This is a genomic window from Clostridium sp. AF32-12BH (genome assembly GCF_003477935.1).
Lineage (GTDB): Bacteria > Bacillota > Clostridia > Lachnospirales > Lachnospiraceae > Brotaphodocola.
In genome coordinates, this window is the sequence record NZ_QUEH01000020.1 from 49,830 (window position 1) to 67,937 (window position 18,108).

At 44.6% G+C, this 18,108-nt stretch carries 19 protein-coding genes and 1 tRNA gene; 7 read left to right on the top strand and 13 right to left on the bottom strand.

Annotation, left to right across the window (positions count from 1 at the left end):
- Positions 1–12: 12 nt before the first annotated feature.
- The 3 genes from DWZ40_RS16895 (at position 13) to DWZ40_RS16905 (ending at position 2,998) form a co-directional block, all read left to right on the top strand.
- Positions 13–1,515: a tripartite tricarboxylate transporter permease gene (locus tag DWZ40_RS16895; protein ID WP_118544033.1), complete on the top strand. Its 1,503-nt coding sequence runs from the start codon at positions 13–15 to the stop codon at positions 1,513–1,515.
- 5 nt (positions 1,516–1,520) lie between these two features.
- The gene (locus DWZ40_RS16900; protein WP_118544034.1) at positions 1,521–2,471 is read left to right on the top strand and encodes a hydroxyacid dehydrogenase; all 951 of its coding nucleotides are present in this window, start codon (positions 1,521–1,523) and stop codon (positions 2,469–2,471) included.
- Between the two features lie 65 nt (positions 2,472–2,536).
- Positions 2,537–2,998 carry a YhcH/YjgK/YiaL family protein gene (locus DWZ40_RS16905; protein WP_118544035.1) on the top strand — a complete coding sequence of 154 codons (462 nt, stop codon included), beginning with the start codon at positions 2,537–2,539 and terminating at the stop codon, positions 2,996–2,998.
- Here DWZ40_RS16905 and DWZ40_RS20395 read toward each other — a convergent pair.
- Together DWZ40_RS20395 and DWZ40_RS16910 are read right to left on the bottom strand one after the other, a co-directional pair.
- Positions 2,993–3,121, bottom strand: coding sequence for a hypothetical protein (locus DWZ40_RS20395; RefSeq protein WP_279220683.1), 129 nt, complete (start codon positions 3,119–3,121; stop codon positions 2,993–2,995). The genes DWZ40_RS16905 and DWZ40_RS20395 overlap by 6 nt on opposite strands.
- A 53-nt stretch (positions 3,122–3,174) precedes the next feature.
- A complete protein-coding gene (locus DWZ40_RS16910) occupies positions 3,175–4,110 on the bottom strand; it encodes a ketopantoate reductase family protein (protein WP_118544036.1) in 936 nt (311 codons plus the stop codon).
- Positions 4,111–4,422: 312 nt separating this feature from the next.
- On the opposite strand from DWZ40_RS16910, the gene DWZ40_RS16915 reads away from it, so the two are divergent.
- Both DWZ40_RS16915 and DWZ40_RS16925 read left to right on the top strand, forming a co-directional pair.
- Positions 4,423–5,316, top strand: a complete 894-nt coding sequence (locus DWZ40_RS16915; protein WP_118544037.1) for a DUF3881 family protein — start codon at positions 4,423–4,425, stop codon at positions 5,314–5,316.
- 225 nt (positions 5,317–5,541) lie between these two features.
- Positions 5,542–5,618, top strand: a tRNA-Arg gene (locus DWZ40_RS16925).
- A gap of 232 nt (positions 5,619–5,850) precedes the next feature.
- Here the strand turns inward: DWZ40_RS16925 and DWZ40_RS16930 are convergent.
- The 4 genes from DWZ40_RS16930 to DWZ40_RS16950 form a co-directional block, all read right to left on the bottom strand.
- A complete protein-coding gene (locus DWZ40_RS16930; RefSeq protein WP_118544039.1) occupies positions 5,851–7,311 on the bottom strand; it encodes a site-specific integrase in 1,461 nt (486 codons plus the stop codon).
- Positions 7,312–7,330: 19 nt separating this feature from the next.
- Positions 7,331–7,531, bottom strand: a complete 201-nt coding sequence (locus DWZ40_RS16935; RefSeq protein ID WP_039884107.1) for a helix-turn-helix domain-containing protein — start codon at positions 7,529–7,531, stop codon at positions 7,331–7,333.
- A 539-nt stretch (positions 7,532–8,070) separates the two neighbouring features.
- Positions 8,071–8,310 carry a helix-turn-helix domain-containing protein gene (locus DWZ40_RS16945; protein ID WP_005427044.1) on the bottom strand — a complete coding sequence of 80 codons (240 nt, stop codon included), beginning with the start codon at positions 8,308–8,310 and terminating at the stop codon, positions 8,071–8,073.
- Complete coding sequence (locus tag DWZ40_RS16950) at positions 8,307–8,726, bottom strand: sigma factor-like helix-turn-helix DNA-binding protein (protein WP_044926053.1); 420 nt, start codon at positions 8,724–8,726, stop codon at positions 8,307–8,309. Before DWZ40_RS16950 ends, DWZ40_RS16945 begins: the two co-directional genes overlap by 4 nt.
- Positions 8,727–9,317: 591 nt before the next feature.
- Between DWZ40_RS16950 and DWZ40_RS16955 the strand changes: the two genes are divergently transcribed.
- Positions 9,318–9,674: a helix-turn-helix domain-containing protein gene (locus DWZ40_RS16955; protein ID WP_118544040.1), complete on the top strand. Its 357-nt coding sequence runs from the start codon at positions 9,318–9,320 to the stop codon at positions 9,672–9,674.
- A gap of 87 nt (positions 9,675–9,761) precedes the next feature.
- On the opposite strand, the gene DWZ40_RS16960 is transcribed toward DWZ40_RS16955, so the two are convergent.
- Both DWZ40_RS16960 and DWZ40_RS16965 read right to left on the bottom strand, forming a co-directional pair.
- Positions 9,762–9,953 (bottom strand): cysteine-rich KTR domain-containing protein, encoded by a 192-nt coding sequence (locus tag DWZ40_RS16960; RefSeq protein WP_118544041.1) that lies wholly within the window; start codon positions 9,951–9,953, stop codon positions 9,762–9,764.
- Positions 9,950–10,423 carry a hypothetical protein gene (locus DWZ40_RS16965; RefSeq protein WP_118544042.1) on the bottom strand — a complete coding sequence of 158 codons (474 nt, stop codon included), beginning with the start codon at positions 10,421–10,423 and terminating at the stop codon, positions 9,950–9,952. Before DWZ40_RS16965 ends, DWZ40_RS16960 begins: the two co-directional genes overlap by 4 nt.
- Positions 10,424–10,537: 114 nt before the next feature.
- Here DWZ40_RS16965 and DWZ40_RS16970 point away from each other — a divergent pair, with 114 nt between their 5' ends.
- Positions 10,538–11,065: a PadR family transcriptional regulator gene (locus tag DWZ40_RS16970; RefSeq protein WP_118544043.1), complete on the top strand. Its 528-nt coding sequence runs from the start codon at positions 10,538–10,540 to the stop codon at positions 11,063–11,065.
- Positions 11,066–11,116: 51 nt separating this feature from the next.
- Here the strand turns inward: DWZ40_RS16970 and DWZ40_RS16975 are convergent, their stop codons facing one another.
- The 5 genes from DWZ40_RS16975 to DWZ40_RS16995 all read right to left on the bottom strand — a co-directional run.
- Complete coding sequence (locus DWZ40_RS16975) at positions 11,117–12,025, bottom strand: conjugal transfer protein (RefSeq protein WP_118544044.1); 909 nt, start codon at positions 12,023–12,025, stop codon at positions 11,117–11,119.
- 16 nt (positions 12,026–12,041) lie between these two features.
- A complete protein-coding gene (locus DWZ40_RS16980; RefSeq protein WP_118544045.1) occupies positions 12,042–13,046 on the bottom strand; it encodes a bifunctional lysozyme/C40 family peptidase in 1,005 nt (334 codons plus the stop codon).
- Positions 13,043–15,334: a YtxH domain-containing protein gene (locus DWZ40_RS16985; protein ID WP_243035379.1), complete on the bottom strand. Its 2,292-nt coding sequence runs from the start codon at positions 15,332–15,334 to the stop codon at positions 13,043–13,045. Before DWZ40_RS16985 ends, DWZ40_RS16980 begins: the two co-directional genes overlap by 4 nt.
- A gap of 74 nt (positions 15,335–15,408) precedes the next feature.
- A complete protein-coding gene (locus DWZ40_RS16990) occupies positions 15,409–17,859 on the bottom strand; it encodes an ATP-binding protein (protein ID WP_118544047.1) in 2,451 nt (816 codons plus the stop codon).
- The coding region (locus DWZ40_RS16995; protein WP_118544052.1) for a TcpE family conjugal transfer membrane protein at positions 17,843–18,108 on the bottom strand (266 nt) is incomplete at its 5' end. The genes DWZ40_RS16995 and DWZ40_RS16990, both read right to left, overlap by 17 nt.

Here is an 18,108-nt window from a genome sequence, read left to right on the forward strand (position 1 = left end):
AGGAAAAAGAAAATGAGTGAAATCACAGCGGGCATTTTGTCTATTTGTAATTTGCCGATTATGGTCCTGATCCTTCTTGGAACATTCATGGGCATTATCGTAGGTGCCATTCCTGGATTAAGTGTAACAATGGGTGTTGCATTGTTCCTGCCGCTCACTTTTGGCATGGATCCAATTGCAGGTCTGTCTCTTCTCTGTGGATTGTATATCGGAGGAACCTCTGGTGGTCTGATCAGTGCGATCCTGTTAAAGATGCCAGGTACTGCTGCATCTGTCGCAACAACGTTTGATGGTCATCCCATGGCAGCAAGAGGAGAAGCGGGAAAAGCACTGGGAGTTGGTATTGTTGCTTCTTTCTTTGGCGGTCTGATCAGCTATATCATTCTGATGCTGCTGGCTCCATTTATTGCAAAATTTGCCCTGCAGTTTGGACCATATGAGTACTTTTCCATTGGACTGTTTTCTTTGACGATGATCGTAAGCCTTTCGTCGGGATCCCTGGTAAAAGGTGTTTTAAGTGGTATGATCGGTCTGATCCTGGCATTTGTGGGAATTGCCCCGATTACAAGCTTCACCCGGTTTACGTTTGGAATTTCGGAACTGAATGCCGGATTTAGTATGATTCCAATGCTGATCGGTCTGTTTGCAGTGGCAGAGGTACTGACTGCACTGGAAGATAAAAACAAGCCTGGAGAAGAACGTGCCCAGGATTGTAAGATTAAAGGATTTGGATTTACTTTGAATGATATCAAGGGACAGGGAAGCAATTTCCTGATTTCCACTATGATTGGTACTGCAATCGGTATCCTTCCAGGACTTGGAGCAAGTATCTGTAATATCCTTGCATACTCTGTGGCTAAGAACCGTTCGAAACATCCGGAGAAATTTGGAACTGGTATTGTAGATGGTCTGATTGCTTCGGAAAGTTCCAACAATGCATCTACCGGTGGTGCTTTAGTTCCGTTATTAACGCTGGGACTTCCTGGAGATAACACAACAGCGCTGATCCTGGCTGGCTTTATGATTCATGGTATTACCCCGGGACCACTGTTATTCCGTACAGAAGGTAAGCTTGTTTATGGTATTTTTACAGCCCTGATCGTAGCAAATATCATGATGTTGATTGTAGAGTATCTGGGTATGCGGGTGTTTATCCGTATTCTGTCGGTACCGAAGAATCTGCTTCTTCCGATTGTTATGATTTTCTGCACTGTAGGTGCGTATGCAAATAACAACCGTGTATTTGATGTTGTAGTTATGATGTTATTTGGTCTGTTAGGATATGGCATGAAGAAAATGAAGCTGCCGCAGGCGCCGATCATTCTTGCTTTTATTCTTTGCCCGACAGTAGAAACAAACCTGCGCCGTGGACTCATGAAGAGCCAGGGAAGTTTTCTCCCATTCCTGACTTCTCCTATTTCCTGTATCTTTCTGCTCATTGCAGTAGGTACACTGATCTGGACAGTCAGAAAAGAATATCTGAACTCTAAGAAAGTAAGCTTAAAGGAGGCATAAGAGACATGAAAGTATATATTCCGCAGGCTGTAGCAAAAGAGGGAACAGACTATCTTCTGGAGCATGGTTATGAAATAAAAGAAGGAACCGGGTTTTCACCCGAGGAGATGGCTCGCGATATCGCTGATTGCGATGCAATGCTGATCCGTACTGCGCAGTGTCCGAAAGAAGTGGTTGATGCAGCAAAGCATGTAAAAATCATTGCGCGTCACGGAGTGGGATTCGATAATATTGATATCAAAGAGGCAGAAACATGTGGAATCTGGGTAACCAATACCCCACAGGCACTGTCAGATTCTGTTGCAGAGTATACCTTATCTGCTTTGCTGATGGCAGCAAAAAATATCCGGGACTGCAGCAATGCCATGTACCGTGGTGAGTATACCTATAAAAATTCCCATAAGGGACTGGATGTAGGCGGCAAAAAACTTGGTGTTGTTGGTTTTGGGCGAATTGGACGTGCGGTAGCAAAAAAAGCCTATTATGGTCTGGATATGGAAATTCTTGCGTATGATCCATTTGTAAAGCAGGAGCAGGCGCCTGAGTATGTGACGATGTGCAGCTGGGAAGCGTTATTTTCCGGAGCAGATTTTATCAGTCTCCATCTGCCGGGCGGAGAGGCAAACCGGAATGCAGTCGGGGCAAAAGAGTTTGAGATGATGAAAAATAGCGCAATCCTTCTAAATGTCGCAAGAGGTGAGGTTGTCGATGAAAATGCATTGGATGCGGCATTAAAAGACGAAGAGCTTCGCTATGCAGTACTGGATGTACAGAGCCAGGAACCGCCGAAAGAGGATTATCCGTTATATAAGAATGAAAAAGTGATTTTGACACCGCATATGGCATCCAATACGGAAGAATGTATGGGCCGTATGGCGCTTCATGCGGCCATGCAGATTCACAAAGTATTATCCGGCGGGCAGCCGGATTGGTCAGTCAATCATCCGAAATTTTAACATTGTGTTGCAAGATGTGCAGTTGTGTATCGACTTCACAATGAAGCAGAATAGGGAGGCTTAACATGATTTATTCATCTTTGAAAGCACAGAGTGCGCAGTGCAAGTGGCCGGAGCCATTTCAGAAAGCGTTTGATTTTTTGAAAAATTCCGATCTGGAACATATGGAGGTTGGCCGTTATGAGATCGATGGGGATGACATCTACGCCATGATCCAGAAGCAGACAACTGCAGCGCCGGAAAATAAAAAGGCAGAGAGCCATTATAAGTATATCGATATCCAGTATCTGATTCGCGGAGAAGAAATGCAGGGAGTTGCGCCGCTGCCGGAGGGAAAAGAGCGGGAGGAGCATCCGGAACGGGATGTCATGTACTATTCGGAAGTAGCGGGTGAGAACTTTATTCAGCTGAAACCTGGAGATTTTGCAGTATATTTCACAAACGATATTCACCGACCAAACTGCGCGCCGGGAGAAAGTATGGAAATCAAAAAGGTAGTGCTGAAGATTCGGGAAGCAATTTTATAAGGGCTGATTTTCCGGATAAGCAGGCAGAGCCGCAGAAAAAAGAATTGAATATTTGTATAAAAAGCCAACCTTGTTTCCGCCAAATGAAATGGCAAAGACAAGGGTGGCTTTTTGGCTTTGCATGTAAAAAGGCCGCCTGCGGCAGCCTTTAAAACGAAAGTATGTTAGGATTCTTGTCATTCTTCCGGGTAATCAAACTTCCCATCATTTTTTTCTTCCAGTACTTTGATCAGATTGTAGGTCATTTCATTGTACGGGCATTCGATTCCGAGCTCTTTTCCCATGCGGACCAGGGCTCCGGAGAACATATCGATTTCTGTGTGACGGTGTGCGTCCAGATCCTGCAGGGTGGAATAACGCTGGGACGGTTTGCATTTTCCGGCTTTAAATTCTTCCTTGAGCGGAATCCCTTTGGCATTTGCGACCAGAACGACCTCGTGGCGCATCTGCCGCATGATGGCATTCATATAGGTGCTGTCATTGTAAGCCTGCATGCCAACGCCAAGGATTGCCTGGGGAAGGTTGCGGGCAATATTTAAGCCGAATTTATCCCAGATATCGAGCAGGATGTCATCACTTAAATGCAGAACAATAGGAGTATCGGCAAAGATGTCTGCAATGGCTAAAAGACGCGGATCCTGACTGGCAGGCTGGTTCGGCAGACCGACATAAATTCCGTTGTAGCCTTTCGGAACCGGAAAGTGGATCGAGTTGCCGATACGCTGGGAGGCAATGCGGATCAGGGAATAGATCATATGCTCCATGCCGATGCGCTGTCCGATGATTTCTTCACTGTCGACGCCATTTAACAGGCTGATGACCGTCGTGTGCTTATCTGCAATGGCTTCGATATCCGGAAGGGAAGAACGAAGCTGGGTATATTTCAGACAGACAAAGAGAAAATCAACGCCGTGCGCTTCACCTGGTGTTTTTACATTGAGAATATAGTGTTGGTCATTGATGTTGAGTCCGTTTTCTTCCAGACGTTTTTTGCGTTCGCCGTCGGCAATTACCCAGAGATTTTCCTTATATTTTTCGGAAAGCCCCATAACCAGGTAGGAACCGACAGCACCGGCTCCGAGAATGCCGATGGTGGGGGTAGTCTGTTTCATGAATTTTGCTCCTCTCGTTTGTGTGATCAGTCAGAAGTTGTAAGTTCTGGTACATCCCAAAGTCAAAATAGATTTCCAGACAAAATCGTTCATTCATGCAAGTATGATTTACAATTTTGTCTGAAAATCTGCCTGGCTCTGAATAGTTACCATGATATTACCGGAAGCTGCACATGTCAACTTTCCGATTGAAATGCTGTTACGTATCATGTATAATGAGGCGTAAAGATTTTTCTCAGAAATTAGACGTTTGTAAATGTTCAGGAAGTCTGGGCAGATACGAATTTTTGAGGATTTGGAGGGCATGAAACTATGCATAAATTTTTGCGAAGTATCGGCTTTAGCACATATAGAAGAAAGCGGGATATCGAACGGCTGCTAGCATCGTTAGTGCCGTCCGCCAAATGGCGCCGCATCCAGCTTGATGAGGAGACGAATCTGTGTGAACTGCGGGCAGAGGTGGCACCCGGCATGGGCATCGTCATGATGGGGGAAATGAACGAAGAAGGGGCATTTCAGTGTGAGTACTATTATCCTTATCTGAATTCAGCAGATGTATCATCTGAAACAGACTGCTCCATTCAGCGCCACACTGAAAAAGAGACGTATGCCGGACTTCTGGATGAATACCGGGTGGGCATTTCCCTGATCTTTTATCTGGAAAACGGTTATGAATATCGGGAACGAAAGATCAAGCGGATGTCGCGGACGGTAGAATCGGTGAATCTGACTGGTCTGGCAGCAGAAGGCAAGGTGCTTCTTCCGCTCCATAAAACCAGAAAGCAGATCGAGATGGCAAAGGTAGCGGCCAGAGACCGCAATAACCTGTTAGAGGCAGCGAAGAAAGGCGATGAAGATGCCATGGAAACGCTGACGATCGAGGATATTGATCTGTATTCCCAGGTTTCCAGACGTGCCATGAAGGAAGATCTGTATTCTATCGTGGATTCTACTTTCATGCCAAGCGGCATCGAGTGTGACCAGTATTCCATCATCGGGGAGATTACAAAGATCGATACGAAGGAAAACCGCGTCACCGGCGAGATGGTTTACGATCTGACCATCAGCTGCAGCGATATGCTGTTCCATGTAGGTATCGCCCAGAAGGATCTGATGGGAGAACCGAAGGTCGGTCGCCGGTTTAAAGGGCAGATCTGGATGCAAGGGACTGCAAAGTTTGCCGAAGGATCGAAAGCGGAATTATAAAGTTGCAGAGACGGGCAGGAAATTGGCATTGCCGGGAGCGCATGCGTGAACAGCAGCCAATATAAATTGGCAGAGGAATGATTGCCGGGGCTTGCTATTTTGCGGGATTTTTGTTATTCTATAGAAGTGCGTTTTACGTACGATGTTCTCATAGTTAAATGGATATAACGAGCGCCTCCTAAGGGCTTGTTGGAACAATCGCCCAACACTGAAAATTTTATATACGTCCATGTACCTCAGCAGGATAGAGGGTTCGCCTCCTAAGCGAAACGCCGCAGGTTCGATTCCTGTCATGGACGCCAGTAAACAACGCTGTAAGCCTTTGTTTTCAAGGGTTTACAGCTTTTTTTGTTATCACGGACAGGGAAGCGAATGTATGGCTGCTTATGTCCGTGGGAATTTCCAAAAGTCATTTATTTTGCAAGATAGCTTGCTAACACTCATTTAAGGTAGATGATGATTTCATGGATTTTTACGGTTTTTGCTAACACTTTTTTGTTAGCAGTTTTTTTCTGTTTGGAACAAAGCCCTTTGCTAACAGTTAGAAAGGGTTTCTTTTAAGAGCTTTTCTTTCATTTCCGGTGTCATGGATTTTAGCAATTCAAGCAGAAGTTTGTCATTGTCACTGGTAGGCTCCTGTGCTTCTGAATGGTGATTGTGTTCGGGTTCCTCTGTATCAAGGGTGTCATAAAATTCTTCATCCAGCTTCTTTGCATTAAGCCGTCTGTCTTCATCCACGATTTCAGAGTAAACATCTGTTACCATTTCTGCTTCGGCGTGACCTGTATCTCCCTGAACAGACTTAATATCGCCATGTGTCATTTTGAGCTTATATTTTGTGCTTAAATGGCGTAGGCTGTGAAAAACAACAACTTCAAAATTGTGTTCCTCACACAGCGTTGTAAATCTGTCCCGAACAATGCGGCTTTCTACGGGATTCCCATTTTCAAGAGCAATAACGAGGTTATAATCGTTATAGGCACTTCCTAAAAACTCTTTCAATTCCTGCTGGTCTTTTTTGTATTGAACCAGTAATTGAGCAAGCGTTGTCGGCAGCCATACAGTACGATTACTTGTTTCTGTTTTGGGTGTCTTTAACACCAGCCTTGTGGTACAGTGGGGCTTCTGGGTTGGGAAAATTTTAATAATATCTTTTTCTTTCAGCTTTTGCATAGCTGATTGAGAAATTCTTGCCAGCTCCTTATTGACGATAACTCTTGCATTATTATTTGCAATAGCTTCTTCATCAATAATCACATCATCCCAAGTAAGCCTCGTAATTTCACCTACTCTTAATGAGCAGGCAAATGCCAAGTGCATACAAAGCAGGAGTAAATCATCATCCACAAGTTTGATTGCTTCCTTAAATGTCTGTACATTCCAGACCTTACGTTTTACCTTTGGTACTTTGGGTAAGGTAGCTAAGGAAGCCGGATTCCGCATTTTGCTGTCCAGATATTCCCAACGGATAGCCTGATTTAAGGCACAGCGGATAATATCATGGATTTTCTTAATGTTGGCAGGCTGCACACAGCGACCAGTCGCTTTGCGGTTAGCACGAGGAACTTCTGGAACACTTAACAGGTCATTGTAATATTGAGAAAGTTTTTTCGTGGTGATTTCATTTAATTTCCAATCTCCAATAAGGGGATTGATATAGTTGTTAATTGAACTCAATTTACTGCTGTAAGTGTTGGCAGACCACTTCGATACGCCATATAGATTGACAAAAGTAACAAGAAATTCCTTTAAAGTGATTTCATCATCTGGGGTATCTATTGCCTGCTCTGCTTCCTCACGCTGATGGGCGAATTGTTCTTCTAAAGGAACGAGAACATATCCGTAGGTTTGTTGATAAAATTCAATAAACGCTTTTCGTGCCTTTGCTTCTTTTTTGGTTTCTAGGGTGTCCCATTTCTGCTTTCTTTCGCCTGTATCATCCATATACCAGTAAATAACTGAAAATTTTGATTTTCTTTGTTTGATTGAAGCCATATTATCTCTCCTTAAATGATTATTCGTGTAACCATTTATCGAAAGATATTTTAGATACTCTAATCATCCTGCCAGCTCTGATATAGTGAAATTGACCGCTTTTGACTAAAGCATATGCCGATTTCATGCTGATGTTTAAAAGAGCTGCTATTTCATCTACCGTATATGTCTTTTTTTCAGACGTTGTAATACCGTGTGTATTCTCTTTACCATCTAACATAAGATTAAGGCTCCTTTCTATGATGGTAACAGTAAAATACACCTCTCTAACACTTTGAGTATAACACAGGAAATTAAAGTTTTGTAGAGGTTCAGTGCATTTTACTGTGAGCAAGTCAGCCGAACAGCTTTCGCTAAAGCTCATGGGAATCTCACCCCTGCATGGTTCTCATCCAGCCGTACCCTTTGCCAGCGGTGCTACATCATCACACGGACTAAGGCTGTACGGAAGTATCATTATCACAATAGAAAGGTCATGGCGGCAGCTCTGCGGTAAGCTGCTTATGGAACGCTGGCAGGAATCGCTATCCGGTATCATCCCTCCTTTGGTGGGTTACGGCGTGCCAGCCCAACGGCTCTCTTTCTATCGAAACGTATTCGGCTGCTTTATGCTGCGTTGATTAGACGCTTTCTTTTTCAAGGAACAATCCGGCTTTGTCAGCCTGTTAAAATGCACTGGTGATAATGCACTTTAATAGACTGGCAAGCCCTGTCTGGGAAGCATGGGCTTGTCCACGCTTCCACAGGCGAGCATTATTTTTAGTTTGGTTCCCTGATTTCAAAAGATAAAATCTTTGCAATCAGACGTGTTTCCATCCGGCGGCGTAGGGTTTCATCTACAACCATGTGGGTATTCCCATATTCGTCTTTCATGGGACGCATGGAACGGCTGGCAATAAAACCGCTGTAATGGCGTACAATCTGGTTGATTGCTTCAATATCGCCGTCCGCAGCCCTTACAATCACAGGAAACGGAATCATAGGGTGCTTTGCTGTCATGCTTCGTCCTCCATAAATTTTTTGATAAATTCCAGTCCGGCGTGTCTTCTTCTCTGGATGGTAGAACGGTTGACTTCCAGAATTTTTGAAATTTCCGTATCGTCAAATCCAAGAAAATAATATCTCAGGATAACATCACGTTTCTTTCCATCCAGATTTTCCAACGCTTCTGCTAACAGGCTGTTTTCAATACGGACAGTAAATCCATCCATTTCAAAAGTATGGAAGTGGGATGGATAGGTGTCTTCGGAAGAAAACAGATTAACGGTATAATCGTCCATATCACAGAACAGTGTTTCCCTTTTACACTGTCTGTACAACGCTTTAAGATAGTCTTTGCGTTCATCCTCCATAGCGACTTTACAGATGTAATCAAACTGGTTCTCTATGGTTGTCTGAAATTCAGATGGCTTCATCATTGCTCACCCCCTTTCCAGCCTTGAAAGGGAGCGAGTTGATAGGAATTTCTGCTTCTTTCCCCCTTTTCGCTCTTAGTCCCGACAGGACAGGGGGTTCAGTTGCGTTTTGAAAAGAAAAATTTAAAAACTTTTTCTTCCAACTAAAAAAGCACGCAAACAGACGATATTTCTGCTTGTATGCTTCGATAGTTCTTTCTATGTATTCTGAAAAACCACATTGAGGGTCAGACTTTTCTAGTGTAGGTGGATGGCTTTTTTTAACGGTTTACCGAATGTAGATATATTTAAGAAAATATTTTGCATAACGGCTTCCTCCTGTAAGCCGCTGTCTGTATAAAATGGTGGACTTTAAAAATCATCTATATTTTAGGCAAAAAAAGACGGCGGCTTTTGTTAAACCGTCGTCTGGAAAGGCTTATGTGATTTTGACGCAAGGAAAGTATGCTGCCAAATAACGGTTTTTTTTATTTCCGTTTCAGCAGCATTATTTTTGATACGCATAATAGGAACTGTACAACTATATAATACGTTTTTCTATACCTTTTACTATTGTAACAGGAACAGTAAAATGTACAGAGGTGGTGTATTATGCGTAAAAAAGAAGATAAATATGATTTCAGGGCGTTAGGGCTTGCCATAAAAGAAGCCCGTAAAAAACAGGGTTTGACCCGTGAACAGGTGGGAGCAATGATTGAGATTGACCCACGCTATTTAACCAATATTGAGAATAAGGGACAGCACCCAAGTTTACAGGTGCTTTACGACCTTGTATCTCTGCTGAATGTATCAGTGGATGAGTTCTTTTTATCGTCTGATAATTTGATAAAAAGCAGCAGACGAAGACAGCTTGAAAGTAAAATCGACAATTTTACAGACGCAGACCTTGTTATCATGGAAAGCGTTGCGGATGGTATTGTCAAATACAAGGAAATGGAAGATAAATAACTTCTATCGCCTACCAGAATAGGACTGAAATTAAAATGAGCCGATAGTCTATAAGTTATGATAACTTATAAATTATCGGCTCTGCGTCTAAGCGTCTGGCTCTTTGATAATTTTAATATACAAATTTTTCACTTCAATTAAACATTCATTTTTGCATTTAGGACAGTAAAGAGGATAATTTTTTAAAACGGTATCTTTTCTAAGTTTAGTACGAGTTTTACTTTTACATATAGGACAAATAAGCCATGTTGTATGAGAACTATTATTTATTTCAATCATACTGCAAATGTTTTGATGTCACCTTTATAAGCATATACTTTATCCATTAACGGACCCTTTGCTCCCATCGTAAAAGCTATATCACTACTTTTAATACTCATAAGAATATCGCCAACAGTTAAATTGAGGAATTGCATAGTACTGTTGGGTAGTTGAATAATTCCATCCGAAGAAATTGATACCCATGAATAAAAACGTCCTTTGTATTTAATAAAATCTCCCTCTTTTAGTTCATAATTTGAAAGAGTTATACAATCCTTTAATATATGCTCTAGTTTTGAGTCAAGAAGAAGTTTTTTTGTAGTAACACAAAATCCTCCTGTAACTTTGCTGCCTGTAAAAATGATAATTTTATTTTCATTATCTTGAAGATATGTTTTTAAGGTATCATCAGGTATTTTAATCTTGTTTTCAGGACTAATGATTGAAAGTCCAAATACATATTTACCACCTTTATTGAGTTGGGGCATAAGAAAAACCTCCTCTTGTTTACTTTAATTTTCTATGTTAGGATTATAGTGTAAACCAACACTACTACATATATAGAGTAGTACAAAAATAAATTATTGTCAAGAGGTAAACGAATGTTATCAAAATCAGCCACTATGCTTTTAGGATTAGTATGTAAAATGCCACGTAATGCTTATGAAATAACTAAACAGTTACAGATTATGAATGTATCAAGTTGGTATAATATTGCAAATTCTACTGTATATGCCACATTAAAAACATTAGAAAAAAAAGAGTATATTTACGGAATTATAGAAAAAGATGGAAATATGCCAGATAAAACTATTTATTCACTCACAGATAAGGGAAAAGAAAAATTGTTAGAAACTCTTGAACAATCTATTCTTTCATTTGATTATGATACTAATGTTTTTTCTATTGCTGCATTTTTCATTGATATTCTAGAAAATAGAGAAGAGTTGCTTAATAAAAGATTAGTTTTGCTCAACAATTATAAGGTTGGAATAGAAAAGCAATTAAATGTCTTAGAGGATAATGCCTCTTTAGTTACGCTTGCTAACATTGAACGTTCAAAATTGATTGTTGAAGCGGAAATTTTGGGTACTAAAAATTTATTGTCTGCAATATTGATGGAAAAGTAAACAAAATTAAAATAGGCAGATGGCGGAAAGTCACCTGCCTATTACACAAAACTATTTCACAATCTTCCAGTTTTCTCCGTTCTTTTCCAGTACAAGGTGAAACTGCGATACCTGTGTTGTCATGGTCTGGTTATCCAGATATTTTACTGCAAGGGAAGCGGTCACCTGATTTCCGTTTCGGTTGTAGACCGGATTCACCAGTTCCGAGAAGATATATTCTTTCCCCACAGGTTTCAGCACGCCCTCATTCACATAATAGGTCAGCTCCTTTGCGGTTGCCGTAGGGTACAGCTTGAAAAAGGTGGTGAGAAATTCGTTGATTTCCTCTGTGGTGATGGAATCCACCGTACCGTCACTTTGTACCGCTTTTGGGGTGTAGCCTGATTTTACGGGAACGCTGGTGATGGTAGGGTTCTGGATAATCGTCAGGTTTCCAGAGCCGTCCACATAGACTGTCACCTGATAAGCGGAACGGACAGTTTTACCGGATTCTCCCTCTGTGATATGCTGTTCCACCGTATAGGTCACTTGATAATGCTGCTCCTTTTCTTCTGTGATTTCCCATATCTGAAAATCAGTCAGGGCAGACGATACTGGGATGTCTTTTCGGACAGTATCTACATTCAGGGCTTGCAGCTCTCCGGTGAGATAGCCTTTTAAAGCATTTGTCCGGTTATCAATGGAAGCGGCGGACTGTTCCCATGAATAGTAGACTTCTGCGAAATTCTTCACAAAATTCTCTATCTTGTGGGTGTCGAGGATTTGTTCCTCAATTACTTTGGTTTCATGGACAGTATGAATGTCTATCGCCGTGAAATTCTTATAGACGGCAAACAGGAAGCTCACTGCCAGCAGCACCCACAGGGCAATCACAGTTTTTTTGTGGGTATTGACTTTGTAAACTTTCAGTTTCTTTTCTTTCTGCTTTTTCTGGTTATCCTCTTTTCTAATCTGAATCATATCGGTTCATCCTTTCTTATTTTTTGATTCGTCCGGCTCCGGCAAGGTGCTGTTGCCAGTAGGAGCCTGTCAGGTCTGCATAACCAATGGGATTTCCGGCATGGTACATCCGGTTATTTCCCACATACAGTCCCACATGGGTGATGTAGGTTCCGGCGTTGTAGGTAGAGTGGAAAAAGACCAAATCCCCTGCTTTTGCTTCGGACAGAGGGATGTGCTGCGTTACATTGTACTGTTCCTGTGCTGTCCGTGGCAGGGCGATTCTTGCCTTGCCATAGCACCACTGCACCAGTCCCGAACAGTCAAAGGAAGTGGAGGGAGAATCACCCCCGTACACATACGTCCATCCCTCATACTTTAAGGCTTCCTCCATGATAGCCTGCACCGTTTCATCATCAAACTGTGCCACGGTCAGGTATTGCGATACCAAGAGGACATAGAACATATTTCCGTAGGAATACCGCCAGCCTCCGTTTTTCTCTACCGCAATAGGGTTGGTGTAGGTGACTTTCTTTCCGCCGGATTTGTCCCTTGCGAAGCTCTCTGCCAGTTCAAAAGTGTATTTTTTTCCACGCCCTGCCACATAGTCTAGGAAGACGCCGCCGTAGTTGTAGGACTGAATCACACTGTTTAAGTCACAGCCCTTTGTTTCTGCCGCTACGAGCAGTTCCGAGAAATATTTGCAGCCCTGTTTGATGGATTCCTCTGTACTAAGGGAGTTTGGGGGAAGCCCCAGAGATTCCGAGGACTGCATAACGTCTTCCAGTGTGCCGCCGGATTCCACCTGAATGATGGCGAGCAGCACATTTAAGTATTCCTCTATGCCATATTCCCTTGCATACTTTTCCAGCATAGGTTTATGGGCGAGGACTTCCTGTGATACGCTCACGCCCCCATAGATAAGATTTCCGCCGCTTCCTCCGTCTTCCTCATCCGAGAAGACAATCACCACCAAAAGGAGCAGGGAGAACATCATCACGAACACGCCGGAACAGGCAAAGAAAAGGTGTCTTAATTTCATGGTTTCTCCCCTTTCTTTTGTTTGGCAGCCGCTTTTACCGTTTTTGTCCACTCCTTTCTGGCGGTGGTACGCCGGATGGTAAAGTTTGATTCTTTTACCGCAGGGGCAGCCCGTTTTCTTTCCGGTATCACAGGAGCCGTATCATTCTGGACAGGTCTTGCCGGACGGGGAGTAGCCTGTGTGATAGTGGGAGCCGTCTTTTGTCTTTCATTTGGCTGGGATAGGGAAGCAGATGGGATTATCTGGCGTTCTGTCCTTACAGGCGGCGTTTGTTCATGGTGGATGGAAGCAGCTTTTACCACCGGAACCGAAGCCTGTTCTGCCACAGTTTCCCCATAAGGAACCTGTCCCCGTTCCCTGATGGATAGGGAAGCAGGCTGCATGGCTGGTTTTCCTGCATGATGTCGGAAATCTTCTGGCTGCTTTGCAGTAACAGGGCGTTCATGGACAGGAGCTGCCCCTTTGGGTGTTTCGGAAGCTTTCTGTTGCGGCTGTTTTGCCTGTTCCAGTTCCGCCCTGCGTTCTGCAATGGTCTGTCTGCGGCGTTCTGCCTGTGCGTTCCGCTGTTCGGCTCTGGCAGTTCGGGTCTGGGTCACGCTGGAAGTAAAATCCCGTACTCCCTCTGATACCTGTGTTTTCCCGTGATAAAGGGCGTACTTTGCATTGACAGGCAAATCCTTTGCCTGCTCCCGAAGCTGTCCGGCAGTATCGGCTATCTTATCTTTGGTATCTGCCACCGCACCTACCGCAGAGCCAGCCCGTTTCCATGCGGATTCCTTTTCCGGTGCTGCCTGTCCATCTGGTCTGCTGTGGTCTGCCTGCGTCCGTTTGGAAGAACTAGAGTTGGAAGCAGTTCTCTGGTCTGAGCCAGCCTGTTTTCCTGCGTGATAGGCAACCGTTCCAGCCCCAAGAGCTGCCACAGAACGTCCTAACTTATGCTGTAAACGGTGCATATGGGCGTGCATGAGCATACGGGGTCTTCGCATGATATGGTTCCCCATGCTTTGGGAATCCCCACTCTGTAAGGAGAACATCCCCATCAAATCCCCCAGCTTGAAATAAATTCCGGCAAAGGTCACTATCTGTAAGAACGCCGTCAGGAAGAACGGATATTCCCCAGACAGGTTGTAGAGCATGGTGGAAATGCTGAACGCTACCGTGATAATCAGGGTGATTCCGGCTCTGGTAAGGATGGTATTGAACAGTTTCGTAATGGCACGTTTGGACATCCCCTCAAAAGAGGGAACCATGCTAAGGAGAAAGCTCACAGGCAGGAACATAGCGTAGATGATAAAAAGCACCTGTGAAAAAATCATTATCCCCGTGAGCAGGAATACAAAAACGGAGATACCGATATTGAACATGAACAGGAAGAAGACGGTTCCCAAGCGGTTGATGGTCTTTGTGATGGTAAGGTTGGTATTTTCCCTGTCTTCGATTTCCTCCACCACGATTTCTTCCCTGTCCTGTCCGTTGTTTTCATTTGGGCTGGTTGAGAGCAGGCGTTCCACACGGTCAGCCCCAATGCTTTCCATATCCGAGTTGCCGTATTGCAGCAGGAGCCACGGCTGCTTGACCTGTATGGAAAACAGGCTGTCCCGTATCAAATCCACGCTGTCTTTTCCTTGACTTTCCGAGTTCGGCAGCACAATCTTTGTGCCAAGGGTCAGGCTGGCATTGCTGATGTCTGCGGAAAATTCATTGATTTTCCCGATATAATCAGGAGCATAGGCGATAAAGGCAGCGGACAGCACGAACACCACCACGAAATTGACAACGGCATGGATGGCTTTTGTGGTTTCCCGTTTGATAAGCCCTGTGTAGGCAACGTAAAGCCCCACCACCAGAATGAGAATCAGCAGGAACCCGATATAAAATCCCTCCGAGGACAAGCCGCCTGTGGTGACGCCTGCCAAGGTCTGCATATTTTTTCCAATGGAATCCGCCGTAGAGGAAATGAAATCCAGCGAGTAGGCTTCCTGAATCAGATACCCCGTGGCGTTGGAAAGGTACAGGCTGATTGTCCAGATAAAATTTGTGATGGCATACAGCCCGTACATCACCTGTTTTCCGATACCGTCCAGCCAGTTCCACGGGAGCCAGTCCCATCCGCTGTCCACATAAAAATCAAGTTGGTAGTTGTCCAGAGGATATTTGCTGTATTCGTTGGCAGTGTCCACCGTATCATCCACCAGTCCGGCAGCGTGGGCGGCTGTGCCGAAGACTGCAAGCAGCAGGAGGATGAGCAGGAGTGCCAGAAGCACCCTGCCAATCACTTTTCCTGCCATTTTCCAAGACAACCCCTTTTTTGCTGAATAGGGAACAGGGAGCTGCTGTTGGTTGGATGTTCTATGTATCACCATCATTCCACCTCTTTTCTCACGGGCGGTCTGGTGTCAAAGGCATGGAACAGGTCTTCAAAGATAGGATGGAACTGTATCACCCCCACACGCCCGTACAAATCACTGATAAGGCACTGTCCGTTTTCCAAGTCACGGAGCCGCTTCTGATTGTTTTCATCTTCGGAATCCACCCCGAAAAAGGCGAGGGTCTTCTTGATTTCGTTGATGTCCGTGGAACGGAACGCAAATTTCAAGCCCAGATTGTTTTTCAGCTTTTCATCCAGCAAATCGTCCGTGTTCTGGGTGACAAAGTAAACGCCTGCGTTCATGGCACGTCCGGCACGAACCAGCTTCATAGAGAGGGTCTTGCCCTGTGCCACCTGTAAGAAGCTCCATGCTTCGTCCAAATCCACAATCTTAAACACGCTGCGGTCGGTGTGGATGAAGTCGAGGGCAAAGGTGCTGATTACAATGAGCATTGCCACGGAAAGCAGCTCCATTGTGGTGTATTCTTCAAATGAGGTTTCCTTATCCGGCAGCACCAAATCTGCTACCTGAATGATATTGAGCTGCTTTTCAAGGCTGATGGACTGTGTGACATCCCCATCCGAAAAGAGCAGGTGTGCAAAGTCATAGTCCGTAAAGGATTCGATATGGTCGGCTATGCTGGTGCTGATGGTGGTTCCCTCCGCCCGTAGTTCCTCAATCACTTTGAAAAGCCCCCGTTCTTCACTGTTTGTTACTGCACGAATAGCTTTCCGAAGAACAGGGAACTTTTCCCCGTCACGGCTGGAAATGCCCGTTAAAAAAGTCAGGATGTCGATTGCCAGTGATTCGGAATCCTTTGGGTTCTCCATAATCACATACGGGTCAAGTAAGCCCCTGTTCTGTTCCTCCGAAGTCAGGTTTACGATATTGATTTCATGGGCGATTTCCGGCAGGGTTTCTTTCCAGCGTCCCCGTTCCGCTTTCGGGTCAACAATGAGAGCCTGTGCCCCAAACAATACGGAATAATAGATAATCATGTTGTTGCTGAATGATTTTCCACCGCCGAGGGAGCCGACAAAAGCGGCAGCAAGGGCGTTGGTGACGGAGCCTTTTACCCCTTGACTGGCAAGGGCAGGCTTTAAGTACACGTTTCTTCCTGTATCAAGGCTGTACCCGATATAAATACCCTCCGTTTCTCCTAACATCTGGGTTGCCCCGAAGCCAAGACCAGCGAGGAAGTCACTGGTGACATACTGGATGTAATCGTTCAGATACCGTTTGCTGGCAGGAAGAAATTCCCCATGCAGCCCCAGCATATCTCCAAAGGGGCGAACCAGTTTCACGTTTAAATCGTCATAAAAATCTTTCACCTCATTGCAGCGGCGTTTCAGTTCTTCCAAGTCGGGAGCCGTCACACGCACCACATAGGACAGCTTGTACATGGATTCCTTGCTCTGGTCTAAGGTGGATTCCAGCTCATTTACGCTGTCCAGAGCGTCCACCACGTTTGTACTGGTTTCGCTGTCATTCTGCCATGCGTGGTTGTCCAAATCTTTCAGCTCTTTTTTCTTGTTCCGCACCGTGGAGAGGGCTTTCCGGTTTGTCACAATCTCCACATTCATAGAGGTATCAATGGGAAAGGTGGATTGCTGCTGCTGATAGTAAAAGATTTCCGAGGATGGGAAGTCCAGTTCCCCCACAATGCTGTTGATGGTGAAGTAGGCGGCATAGACCGTCCCGTCTTCCTGTTCGATTTTCAGATACCGCTGGTTTTCCTCTATCAGACAACGGGTAGGTTTAATGAGGTCATAGTATTTCACCAGCGTTTCCTCCTGAAACCGTTTCTTCGGCAGGTAATACTCATAATCTTCGTAGGCAGTTCCGGTCTGCCCGTATAAATGCTCAATCAGATAGCCAAAATCGTCCTTATCCAGCCGCCGGACTTTGAAGCGGCGTGAGATTTTACTCTCCAACAGTTTTTCCATCTTCTGAAACCGCCAGATTTCCTCATTGCTCATGGAAACAAAATCCCCCATGAGCTTGTGGTTGACTTCATGGAGGAAGTCGGAAACAGCGGTCTTTGCTTCCCTGCGAAACTGCTTCATGGTGACTTCCTGCTCATTGACAAGCAGCTTGAAGCCAATAAAAAAGCGGTAGTCCACCTGATTTTCCCCTATCATGGAAATCAGGGCTTCGGTCTGTGCGTCAATCTTTGCACAGGCAACGTCCTTTAACTTGCCCGTCACTTCCTGTTTGGAGCGTTCCTGTGCAGCCCGTATGCTGGATTCGGTGCTGATTTGCAGGGCGTGAATCTTCCCGTCCCTGTTCTGGGCGATAAGCTGCCGGAAGGAATCATGTACCTGATATTTCTGTTCGGGGCTTAAAAAGGAATAGTTGTAAGGAAGCAGCTCATAGTAAGCGAAGCACTCCCCGTCATGGTTGAATACAAGGTTATTTTCGATATACTTAATCGGATATGCCATAAATATCACTCCTTACTGCCGTGATGGGCTGTGCCGGATATTCCTTTTCCAGCTTCACGGGCTTTCCTGCATAGGTCAGTTTCGGGCGTACCAGATATGCCAGTACGGATTTCAGGAAGCCATAAGGCTTCTTCCCGTCAAAGGTCTTCTGGCACATGAACCAAGTGAGGGCAAAGGGTACGCCGAAATATTTTAAAAATGCCCCGTCAATGAACGAAAGGGGAGGGAGGTTCCCCAAGAGCATAACTG